At 63.8% G+C, this 10,574-nt stretch carries 9 protein-coding genes, 1 tRNA gene and 1 pseudogene; 3 read left to right on the top strand and 8 right to left on the bottom strand.

What is annotated here, in order from left to right:
• Positions 1–178: 178 nt before the first annotated feature.
• Positions 179–778, top strand: a complete 600-nt coding sequence (wrbA, locus tag NS365_RS21610; protein ID WP_058602369.1) for an NAD(P)H:quinone oxidoreductase — start codon at positions 179–181, stop codon at positions 776–778.
• Positions 779–841: 63 nt separating this feature from the next.
• On the opposite strand, the gene NS365_RS21605 is transcribed toward wrbA, so the two are convergent.
• Entirely contained in the window at positions 842–1,024 is a 183-nt protein-coding gene (locus tag NS365_RS21605) for a hypothetical protein (RefSeq protein ID WP_058602366.1), read from the bottom strand.
• A 252-nt stretch (positions 1,025–1,276) separates the two neighbouring features.
• Positions 1,277–1,361: transfer RNA gene (locus tag NS365_RS21600), tRNA-Leu, on the bottom strand.
• Between the two features lie 234 nt (positions 1,362–1,595).
• Between NS365_RS21600 and ade the strand changes: the two genes are divergently transcribed.
• Together ade and ilvA are read left to right on the top strand one after the other, a co-directional pair.
• Complete coding sequence (gene ade / locus NS365_RS21595) at positions 1,596–3,380, top strand: adenine deaminase (protein ID WP_058602368.1); 1,785 nt, start codon at positions 1,596–1,598, stop codon at positions 3,378–3,380.
• A 312-nt stretch (positions 3,381–3,692) separates the two neighbouring features.
• Positions 3,693–4,946: a threonine ammonia-lyase IlvA gene (gene ilvA / locus NS365_RS21590; RefSeq protein ID WP_058602365.1), complete on the top strand. Its 1,254-nt coding sequence runs from the start codon at positions 3,693–3,695 to the stop codon at positions 4,944–4,946.
• A gap of 39 nt (positions 4,947–4,985) precedes the next feature.
• Here the strand turns inward: ilvA and NS365_RS21585 are convergent, their stop codons facing one another.
• The 6 genes and pseudogenes from NS365_RS21585 to NS365_RS21560 form a co-directional block, all read right to left on the bottom strand.
• On the bottom strand, positions 4,986–5,969 hold the full coding sequence (locus NS365_RS21585) for an alpha/beta hydrolase (RefSeq protein WP_244498529.1): 984 nt from the start codon (positions 5,967–5,969) through the stop codon (positions 4,986–4,988).
• A gap of 211 nt (positions 5,970–6,180) precedes the next feature.
• Positions 6,181–8,136, bottom strand: a complete 1,956-nt coding sequence (locus tag NS365_RS21580; RefSeq protein ID WP_058602364.1) for a bifunctional 2',3'-cyclic-nucleotide 2'-phosphodiesterase/3'-nucleotidase — start codon at positions 8,134–8,136, stop codon at positions 6,181–6,183.
• 50 nt (positions 8,137–8,186) lie between these two features.
• Positions 8,187–8,708: a GNAT family N-acetyltransferase gene (locus NS365_RS21575; RefSeq protein WP_058602363.1), complete on the bottom strand. Its 522-nt coding sequence runs from the start codon at positions 8,706–8,708 to the stop codon at positions 8,187–8,189.
• Between the two features lie 17 nt (positions 8,709–8,725).
• Positions 8,726–9,577, bottom strand: coding sequence for a 3-mercaptopyruvate sulfurtransferase (sseA, locus tag NS365_RS21570; protein ID WP_058602362.1), 852 nt, complete (start codon positions 9,575–9,577; stop codon positions 8,726–8,728).
• A gap of 69 nt (positions 9,578–9,646) precedes the next feature.
• A complete protein-coding gene (locus tag NS365_RS21565; protein ID WP_058602361.1) occupies positions 9,647–10,390 on the bottom strand; it encodes an alanyl-tRNA editing protein in 744 nt (247 codons plus the stop codon).
• A pseudogene (locus tag NS365_RS21560) lies at positions 10,387–10,574 on the bottom strand (cysteine synthase A); the annotation flags it as partial. The gene NS365_RS21565 and the pseudogene NS365_RS21560, both read right to left, overlap by 4 nt.

Genomic DNA, 10,574 nt, shown 5'->3' with positions numbered 1-10,574 from the left:
TTCGCCTGTCGCGCGACAGGGGCCGGCAGTCGCATGAAGATAAAGCGACGGCGGCAGGTGCCAACCGGAAGACAGAGCGTCAATGGATCGTGGCTCGCTTTACCGCGCGAATGGCGCTCTATCTTGCCCTCGGCATGGCGCGGGTAGGCCGCGTCAGATTTGAGCGACAGGGATGACGATGGCGAAGGTTCTCGTGCTGTATTATTCGAGCTATGGCCATATCGAGACCATGGCGAAGGCCGTGGCCGAAGGCGCGCGCGAGGCGGGCGCGGAAGTGGACATCAAGCGCGTGCCCGAGACCGCGCCGGCCGAAGTGGTCCAGGCCGCCGGTTTCAAGACCAACCATGATTTCCCCGAGGCGCAGCCGGAAGAGCTCGCCAACTACGACGCGATCATCGTGGGTGTGCCGACCCGCTACGGCAACATGGCCTCGCAGATGGCCGCCTTCTGGGATCGCACCGGCGGCCTCTGGTACCAGGGCAAGCTGATCGGCAAGGTCGGCGGCGTGTTCGCCTCCTCGGCCACCCAGCATGGCGGCAACGAAGCGACGATCCTGTCTGTCCACAAGACCCTCCTGCATCATGGTCTCGTGATCGTCGGCTTGCCCTATTCCTTCCAGGGCCAGATGGCCTCGGATCAGATCGTCGGCGGCACGCCCTACGGCGCGACGACGATCGCCAATGGCGATGGCTCGCGTCAGCCCAGCGCGATCGAACTCGACGGCGCGAAGTTCCAGGGCAAGCATATCGCGGAAATCGCGGCCAAGCTCACCGCCTGATGGCTCATGGCGCGGTGGGGAGGAGCTCCGCCGCGCCATGCCTGTTGCGAACTGATCTGTTCTTTATTTGCAGGTGGCCGCGTCGGACGATCCGTCTCGCTCCAAGGCGACGCGAAGCGTATCCAGAGCGACATTGTCGCTGCGCAGGTGATCCAGCATTTCGTCCATAAGGATATCGTCGTGATCGAACGCAATCCGGTCGGCGTCCGGCGTGGAGGAAAGTGGGAAAAGTCTTGCCTGCATCATAAGGTGTTCCCCCTGGAAGCAACCTTGAACCGCTACCGGCATCACAGCACAGCGCATAAACCTTAACAAGCGCCCCAAACCTGCGCTTATTGGCGCACAACTCGAAGATTAAATAGTCTGATAAATTGGTAAGTTGCTGCGATTGAAGCTGAAACTTCGCTCGATAGATGACCAGATGACATTCACCCACCGCACGGCATAGTTAAAAATTGCTAAGCTGAGCCGCGAGAAGCGATCCATCGTCTGATCATTTGGTACGGGCTGCGGGACTCGAACCCGCACGAACAAAGTTCGAGGGATTTTAAGTCCCTTGCGTCTACCATTTCGCCAAGCCCGCGCACCCCACGAGTGGGGATTTGAAGCCGCGTCAGCGGGTCTCGTTCAAGACGCCGTAGCGCATCTGCTTCCTGCTTGATAGCCTCCTCGCATCACTTCCTCAATCCCTGTTTTCGCGCTCTCGATCACCTGTCCCGCGAGCCGTGGTGGAACACGTCCTCTGACCCGACAGCATGGATTTTCGGACGTTGGGCCGATACGAAGGGAGGAATTGGCCGAGCCGAATGGAAATCCGATGAACGCTTTCGAAGACGTCGCCCCGAAGCTCGTGGATGTCGCGATGGGCCGCCGGCCGGCCGATCTCGTTGTGCGCGGCGGGCGCTGGGTGAATGTCCATTCCGGCGAGATCATTCCGGAGACTGATTTCGCGGTCGTGGAAGGTCGCTTCGCCTATTGCGGCCCGGACGCCTCCCACTGCATCGGCGAGGGAACCGAGATCGTGGAGGCGAACGGGCGCTATGTCGTGCCCGGCCTGTGCGACGCGCATATGCATGTCGAAAGCGGCATGGTGACGGTGACGGAGTTCTGCCGCGCAGTCATCCCGCATGGCACGACCTCCATGTTCATCGACCCGCATGAGATCGCCAACGTTCTGGGGCTCGCCGGCGTTCGGCTCATGCATGACGAGGCGGTGGAGCAACCCGTCAATGTCTGGGTGCAGATGCCCTCCTGCGTGCCGTCGGCACCGGGGCTTGAAGAAGCCGGCGCGAGCGTGACGCCGGACGACGTGGCGCAGGCCATGGCATGGCCCAATATGATCGGCCTTGGCGAGGTCATGAACTTTCCCGGCGTAATCGCCAACGATCCGACCATGGTCGGCGCCATCGCGGCAACGCGGCGTGCGGGCAGGACGGTCGGCGGCCATTACGCCTCGCCCGATCTCGGTCGGTCCTTCCATGCCTATGTCGCCGGCGGCCCGCAGGACGACCATGAGGGCACCCGCATGGAGGATGCGATCGCGCGCGTGCGCCAAGGCATGAAGGCCATGCTGCGCCTGGGATCTGCCTGGTACGACGTGGCCGAACAGATCCGGGCCGTCACGGAACAGGGGATCGACTCCCGGCACGTCATTCTCTGCACGGACGACTGCCATTCGGGAACGCTGGTTCACGATGGCCATATGAACCGCGTCGTGCGCCATGCCATCGCGCAGGGACTGAAGCCCATCACCGCGATTCAGATGGCCACCATCAACACCGCCGAGCATTTCGGCCTCGAGCGCGAGATCGGCTCCGTCACCCCCGGCCGCCGCGCGGATTTCCTGCTCGTGTCTCATTTGGCGGAGCTCAAGATCGACGCCGTCTTCGCGCGCGGCCGGAAGCTCGCGGAAAACGGGCGTCTCGTGGCGGACATCCCGGCCTATCCCTACCCCAAGAGCGCCATCGGAACGGTGAAGCTTGGCCGGCAGCTTGAGGAAAAGGATTTCCTTCTCGCCGCGCCTAAGGGGCGCAACGAGGTGACGGCGAGGGTGATCGGCGTCGTGGAAAACCAGGCGCCGACGCGAGCCCTGACGGCGACCTTGCCGGTTGTCGATGGCGCGGTGCCCGGCGACGAGGCCCAGGACATCTGCCGTATCGCGCTGGTCGAACGCCATCGCGCGACGGGCGAGGTCGTGAACGCGTTCGTCTCCGGCTTCGGCTATCGCGGCCGCTGTGCCATGGCCTCCACGGTCGCCCATGACAGCCACCACATGATCGTCGTCGGCACGGATGGCGAGTGCATGGCCAAGGCCGCCAATCGGCTGGGCGAAGTCGGCGGCGGCGTGGTGTTCTTTGCCGATGGCGAGGAGAAGGCGCTGATCGAGATGCCTGTGGCCGGTCTCATGTCGGTGGAGAGGGCGGAGATCGTCGCAGAAAAGGCGGACGGTCTGATCGCCGCCATGCGCGCGGCCGGCTGCGCGTTGAACAATGCCTATATGCAGCATTCGCTCTTGGCGCTCGTCGTCATTCCCGCTTTGCGCATTTCCGACAAGGGGCTGGTGGACGTGACGCGCTTCGAAATTGTGGACGTCTTCGTCTGATCTCCCGCATCGGCGCGGCTTTACAAATCCTCCGCCATGGAGGAATAGCAAAGCCGATCGAAACGGGAAGCGAAGGGAGACGTGCGATGACGCCAAGAACATCGATCGGCGGGATCGTCTCCCTGATTATCGGCGCCGGCGCCCTCTAGGTTCGCCGCCGCTGCGTGGCAGCGATCAGCGCAGAGCGCGTCCGGCTTGCGCCGCCCGTCCGATGACGGCCCGCCGCATCCGAGCCTATCAGGGCCTCGAGGCCCGCTTCCAAGCGGCACGGACATTTCCGTACCGTCCCGCCCTTCGACGAAGATTCGTTTCATGACCCAGTCTGACTTTCACGCCCGCGTCGCGCAGGCGGAAGACTCCCTACGCGCGCTTTTCCCCGAGACGCCGCTGCAGCTCAACGAGCATCTTTCGAACATCTATGGCGCGCGCATCTATCTGAAGCGCGAGGATCTGACGCCGGTGCGCTCCTACAAGATCCGCGGCGCTTTCAATTTTATGCGCAAGCGATTGGCGCAGGGCGGCCCGGCGGCGCGGTTCACCTGCGCTTCGGCTGGCAATCACGCGCAGGGCTTCGCCTTCGCTTGCCGACACTTCGGGGTCGAAGGGCGCGTGTATATGCCCGTGACGACACCGCAGCAGAAGATCGACAAGACGCGAACCTTCGGCAACGGCGCGGTCGAGATCGAACTCGTCGGCGACTTTTTCGACGATTGCTATGCTGCCGCCCGCGCCTATGCCGCCTCCGGCCAAGCCGAAATGGTGCCGCCCTTCGACCATGCCGATATCGTGGAAGGTCAAGCGACCGTCGCGCTCGAAGTGCTGCGCCAGCTCGGCGACGAAGCGCTGGATATGCTCGTCCTGCCGGTCGGCGGTGGTGGGCTCGCCTCGGGTATGGCGCTCTATTTCGAGGGTCAGCGCAAGCCCGCCTTCCGTCTCGTGGAGCCGCTCGGCGCGCCGAGCCTGCGCACCAGCCTTCAGGAGAAGCGCCGCGTGCGCCTGCCGCAAATGGAAGGCTTCGTGGACGGTGCCGCCGTGGCCGAGATCGGCGCCTTGCCCTTCGAAATCCTCAGCCGCTTCTCGCCGGAGCAGGTCGTGCTGGCCCCGGAGGGGCGGCTCTGCCGCACCATGTTGGAAATGCTGAATGTCGAGGGCATCGTGTTGGAGCCCGCTGGCGCACTGGCGATCGACGCGCTGCGCACGCTCGGACCCGAGGTGAAGGGCAAGACGGTCGTGCTGGTCGTCTCGGGCGGCAATTTCGATTTCGAGCGCCTGCCGGATGTGAAGGAGCGCGCACTGCGCTTCGAGGGCCGCAAGAAATATTTCATCCTGCGCCTGGCCCAGCGCCCCGGTGCGCTTCGCGACTTCCTGGCCCTGCTGGGACCGGACGACGATATCGCTCGCTTCGAATATCTGAAGAAGAGCACTCGTGAGTTCGGCTCGATCCTGCTTGGCATCGAAACGCGCGAGCCCGGCAATTTCGATATCCTGCTGCGTCGCTTTGCCGACGAAGGCATCCGCTATCAGGATATCACCGAAAACCAGATTATGTCCGATCTGTTGATCTGACGATGCGAGCGGGCGGCCTTCGAGCCGCCCGTCTTCGTTTCAGCGCGCCGGCAGCGTTTCGATCCATTGAGCGATCTGATCCGCCAGCCGCGCGGTCGTCGCGGGCGAGACGATGTCGCCCGCCAAGAGATGGTGCTCGGGATCGCCATCGTCGGTCACGCTGATCTCCTCATGCGGAGCACCCCAATGGGCCGCGATCTCCGCCGTTTTCTCCGGGTCCACCAGAACATCGTTGGGCGAGGTGATGAACAAGGCCGGGACGTGGATTGCGGACATATCGAGGCCGCGCACGACCTCGACCAGACGTGCCATGGGTAGAAGCGCGCTGGTGGGATAGCTCACCGTCCAATTGGCGGTGAAGGCGTCGTTGAGCGGCGTATAGGAATAGGTCTCGTCCTGGAGATAGGGCAGGAGCTTGCGCGCGAAGGGCAGCGTCAGAGCGAAGCTGCGCCAGTTCTGCAGCCCATAATTCGGCGAGAGCGCGACGAGACCCGCCATATCCTGCGAGAGGTCCGGGCGGCTGGCGGCCAGCGTTGCCAAGGTCGCGCCGGTCGAGGAGCCGATCACCACGACCCGCTCGCCGATGCGCCGGCCGATCGCCATGGCTTCCGCCATATCATCGACCCAATCCCCAACGGTCGCTTCGCCCATGGCCGCGCCGTTGCGGCCGTGGCCCGACAGGCGCGTATAGAAGAGATTGGCGCCGATCTTCTTGGCCACATCGTCCACAAGGGGGCGGAGCTCACCCTTGGCGGCGGAAAAGCCATGAACATAGACCAAGGCGATCGGAGTCTTAGCCTTTGAAAGCGGGTAGGCCCAGACGATCTCCTTCTCCGCATTCGAACGAAGGTTCGGGACGTCGGCTTCCGTTCGAGCGAGATAGCTTGCGGGATCATCGCCGATCGCGGCCGCGCTGAATTGCGGCTCCAGCCTTGCGGGCTCGCGCGGGCCGAAAACCCAGAGACCCGCGAGAATCAGAACGATCGGGATGAGAACGAGCAAGGTGCGGCGCAAGATCAGCAAGTGAGCATCCTATGGCGCGCAGGGCCGCGCGAGCGAGCGGTGCGACGAGGGCGAGCGGAATGCCGGACCAGACGTTGGCCACGGCTCTCCAACAGGCTCTAAGAGACCAGCGCGATCTTTTGAAGCCGTGACTTCAACCGCATCCGCCAGGATCGTCGCCCGCTTGCCAAAAAAATCCCGCCGCCGCCGTCTCGCCTCGGCGGGAAGGGCATCAGAGCGGCAAGCGATAACGCGCGTATCCATCGTCCGTGCGGCCGGCATCCTGAAGTTTCAGATCGGCGACGTCGTTGAGATGCGCGGCAGAGGCCGGACCCGTGCTGAACAGAACGGAGGTGCCGGCCGCCGGCTCGAAGCGCCAATTGCGATCGGCTGTCGGATTGATCGTCTTCTGCTCGATAATGTAGCGAATCAGCACGTCGCGATTGGCGTCCGGCGCGATGAAGACGATCTTCTCCGGCCCGATTCCGGGGAATTTGCCACCGCCACCCGCGCGGTAATTGTTCGTCACCACGACGAACTCGGCCTTCGGATCGATCGGCTTGCCGTCGAAGGCAAGGTCCACGATGCGGGAACTATTCGCGTTGACGAGCTTGCCATCCTTGTCGAAGCGGGCCGGCTTGGTCACGTCGATCCGATAGGTCACGCCGTCGATCACGTCGTAATTATAGGACGGGAAGCCGTCGGCGATTAGTTCCTGGTCGGCCTTGCCGGGTTCGACCTGCCGGAAGATGCCGGCCGACATGTCGAGCCAGTCCCGCACGCCGGCGCCCGTGATGCGAACGGCCTGAACCGTATTGGGATAGAGATAGAGATCGGCCACGTTGCGGATCGCGATCGGGCCGGCCGGAATGTCGGTGTAATAATCCGGTCCCGAGCGACCGCCCGACTTAAAGGGTGCTGCCGCCGACAGAAGGGGCAAGTCCTTCAGCTCGGTCTGAGCCAGAATTTCCTTCATGTACCAGAGCTGGGCCTGATTCACGATCTGAACGGACGGTTCATCCGCCACCAGCGCGAAATAGGAATGGAGCGGCGCGCTCGTCTCGCCGACCGGACGGCGGACATAGGTCAGCGTTGCTTCATGCTCCGCGCGCGCGGCATCGAGAACAGCGGCCTTCGATTCCACCAGCGCCTTGGGCTTGCGATCGACCCGCTCATAGATCGGGCGCAGTTCGGAACTGGCCTCGGCGATTTTCCAGCGATCGCCGGCGCGTTCCAATCGAAGATCGATCACGCCGAGATCGGAGCCCCAGAAGCCAGCCATAACGGCGGGCTTGCCGGCCAGCGTGCCCTTTTCCGCATCCACCCCATCGATGGCTTTAAAATCCTCGCCGGGAAAGCGCAGATGCTGGTGGCCACAGAAAAGGGCGTCGATCCCCTCGACTGAGGCGAGCTGCAGCGCGGCGTTCTCCAGCCCTGCGTCGTCAGCCGAGCCGGAGGCGATGCCGGAATGGCAAAGCGCCAAGATGAGATCGACCTTCTCGGCGCGGAGCTTGGGCACGAGATCGCGCGCCGCTTCCACGATCCCGCGCGTGGAGGCGCGATCCTTGAGGTTCTGCGCGTCCCAAACGCTGATCTGCGGCGGCAGGAAGCCGATCACCCCGATGCGGATCGGATGGCGCGTGCCGTCGCCGAGTTCGAGCTGGCGGTCCAGCACGATGTACGGACGAACGAGCGGCTCGCCCGACGCTTTCAGCACGTTGGCGCTGACGACAGGAAAGTTCGCCTTGGCGAGCGTATGGTCGAGAAAGTCGAGGCCGTAATTGAATTCGTGGTTGCCGAGCGTGCCGGCATCATAGTTCAGCGTGTTCATGGCCGCGACGACCGGATGCATGTCGCCTGCCTTCATGCCGCGCTCAAAGGCGATGTAATCGCCCATCGGGTTGCCTTGCAGAAAGTCGCCATTGTCGAACAGCAGCGAGTTGCGCGCCTCGGCCCGGATGCGATCGATATGGGCTGCCGTGCGCGCCAGCCCGACGGTCGGCGTCTCCTTGTCGGCGTAATAGTCGTAGGGGAAAACGTTGACGTGGAGATCGGTCGTTTCCATCAGGCGCAGATGAGCTTGATTGGCCTCGGCCCGCGCGCTCCAGGGATGCATGAGGACACCGGCCGCCACCGCGCCGCCGGCGGCCAGGAAATGTCTGCGGTTGAGCTTGGCGTCGGCAGTCATGGCATGTCCTTTCGAACGCGGACCCAAGCTCCGAGCGCCGGGCCGCTTCATCAATCGTCGTAGGCCGGCGTCGAAACCTCGCGGGTCGACAGCGGACGGAACCCCATTTTGCGGTAGAGCGGAAGCGCCGCCGGGTGATCCAGCGTGTTCGTTTCCACCGTCAGCGCGCTCGGCTGCTCCTCGAAGGCGGTGGTGATGGCCTGAGACAGGAGGTGGCGTGCAAGACCTTGCCCTCGGAATTCGGGCAGAATTCCGAAATGAACGAGTCGCGTGTCGCGCGGCGCGCGGCCGACATCCAGTTCGAACCAGCCGGCCGGAACGCCGTCGCAGTAGAGGATGCGCAATCTTACGTTCTGCGCATGAATTTCGCGTGACAGGCTGGCGTCGGGCAGCCGGCGCGACGTCCAGTGATAGGGCTTGCCCACCGCTTCGTAGAGATAGCGGTAATAGCCGAGCGGAATCTGGCGAACCTTCAAAAGCACATAGTCGCGCCCGTTCTGAGGGGCGGGCACGGGCCGTTCGGGCAGCTGGTGCATGACGAGCTGCGTGACGGTGGTGGTGAGAAGGCGCATGATTCGGGGTCAGTCTTTCATCGAGCGGGGCCGGTCTCGACCGGCGTATCGTCGCGGGAGCCCCATTCGGTCCAGGAGCCGTCGTAGAGTCGTACAGTGTGATTGTGGAGCGAGGCGAGCGCGAAATTGATGGCTGCGGCCGTCACGCCCGATCCGCAGGAGGTCACGACGGGCTGGGAGGGATCGATGCCGGCTGCCGAGAACACGACGCGCAATTCATCTGGGCTTTTCAAACGACCAGCGTCAGTGAGAGTGCCGATGGGCACGGAGCGCGCGCCCGGCATGTGCCCGCCGCGCACGCCTTGGCGCGGCTCGGGCGCTTCGGCCCGGAAGCGTTCCGGCGAGCGCGCGTCGGCGATCTGGTGTGCGCCGCTATCCACGATGCGCTTCATCTCATCCAGAAACACGACCGCGTTCGTGTCGAGCTTGGCCTGGAACGAAGCGGGCCGCGGGGAGGCCGGGCCGGTTTCCAGGCGATAGCCGGCTTCCGTCCAGGCCGGCAGGCCGCCATCCAGCAGCCGCACATCCCGAGCGCCGAAAGTTCGCAGCAACCACCAGACGCGCGGCGCGGAAAAGAAGCCGAGTCCGTCATAGACGACGATCGTATCGGTCTCACGAATCCCCAACGCGCCGACCGCCTGAGCGAAGAAGGCTTCGTCCGGCAGCGTGTGGGGCAGGGGCGACGATATGTCGGCGATCTCGTCCTGGTCGAAGAACACCGCTCCGGGGATATGGCCGGCCTCGAACTCAGGCCGCGCCAATCTCTTCTGCGCCGGCAGATACCAGGACGCATCCATGATCGAGAGACCGTCACGGCCGATATAGCGTTCGAGTTCAGACGCGCTGATCAAGAAGGGATTGTCGCTCACCGGAGCCTCGTTGCCGACTGTTCGGCCGCCAACATAGAGAGAGCGGCCGCTGGACGGAAGAGCGAAGCGTCAGGCGAGGGACGCCTCGCCGAAGCGCACACGAAAGCGGCGGTTTGTCTTGCCCTTCTTCTCGATCTTGGCGATGTGAATGTCTCCGATTTCTTGCGTTTCGGACACATGCGTTCCGCCGCAGGGCTGGGAATCTACCTCGCCCTCGGCTCCGATGACGACGAGACGCACACGGCCCGAGCCACGCGGCGGGCGTACATGGGCGGATTTCAACAGAGATGGGTTGGCGTCGAGTTCGGCATCCGTGATCCAGCGGATGGAAACCGGATGATTGGCCCGCACCAACTCCATGAGTTGGCGCGTCACCTCCGTCTTGTCGGTGTCGGCCTCCGGTAGATCGAAATCGATTCGGCCATCGTCCTCTCCCACCGCCGCGCCCGTCACCGGATAGGGGCAGACGACAGTGAGGAGGTGCAGCGCCGTGTGCATCCGCATCATGCGATAACGCCGCGCCCAATCCACATGCAGGATCAGCGTCTCGCCAGGCTCGGGCAGCGGTGAGGTCTCGTCCAGCACCAGGAGGATCGCCGAGCGATCTTCGTTGTAGCGGGTATCCACCACAAGCAGCTGCGTCCCGTCCGCCCGCTCGATGAAGCCGCGATCTCCCGGCTGCCCTCCGCCCGCGGGAAAGAAGTTCGAGCGATCGAAGACCAGACCGGCTGTGCCTTCGATCCGAAGGAGACGCGCTTCCATGGTCGAGAGATAGCTGTCCTCGCTATAGACAGCGTCGGTTTCCCCGCTCATGCGTCAACCCGGGCAAACGGGATGTCGAACTCCGGCTGCCGCTCCAGCCAGGCCGGGAGTGGCAGGTTCTTGGAGCGCAGGAAGCTTGGGTTGAAGAGCTTGGACTGATAGCGATTGCCGTAGTCGCAGAGGATCGTCACGATCGTATGGCCGGGGCCCATCTCCTGCGCCATCCGGATGGCGC

Origin of the sequence: Aureimonas ureilytica (genome assembly GCF_001475935.1) — a bacterium.
Taxonomy (GTDB): Bacteria; Pseudomonadota; Alphaproteobacteria; order Rhizobiales; family Rhizobiaceae; genus Aureimonas; species Aureimonas ureilytica_A.
Note: the sequence above shows the minus strand (reverse complement) of the source record. Positions and strands in the feature narration are given on the sequence as shown.

What these genes read in the sequence shown, in the direction of transcription:
- wrbA (WP_058602369.1), top strand. Translation starts at nt 179, where the DNA reads ATGGCGAAGGTTCTCGTGCTGTATTATTCGAGCTATGGCCATATCGAG.
- NS365_RS21605 (WP_058602366.1), bottom strand. Translation starts at nt 1,024, where the DNA reads ATGATGCAGGCAAGACTTTTCCCACTTTCCTCCACGCCGGACGCCGAC.
- ade (WP_058602368.1), top strand. Translation starts at nt 1,596, where the DNA reads ATGAACGCTTTCGAAGACGTCGCCCCGAAGCTCGTGGATGTCGCGATG.
- ilvA (WP_058602365.1), top strand. Translation starts at nt 3,693, where the DNA reads ATGACCCAGTCTGACTTTCACGCCCGCGTCGCGCAGGCGGAAGACTCC.
- NS365_RS21580 (WP_058602364.1), bottom strand. Translation starts at nt 8,136, where the DNA reads ATGACTGCCGACGCCAAGCTCAACCGCAGACATTTCCTGGCCGCCGGC.
- NS365_RS21575 (WP_058602363.1), bottom strand. Translation starts at nt 8,708, where the DNA reads ATGCGCCTTCTCACCACCACCGTCACGCAGCTCGTCATGCACCAGCTG.
- NS365_RS21565 (WP_058602361.1), bottom strand. Translation starts at nt 10,390, where the DNA reads ATGAGCGGGGAAACCGACGCTGTCTATAGCGAGGACAGCTATCTCTCG.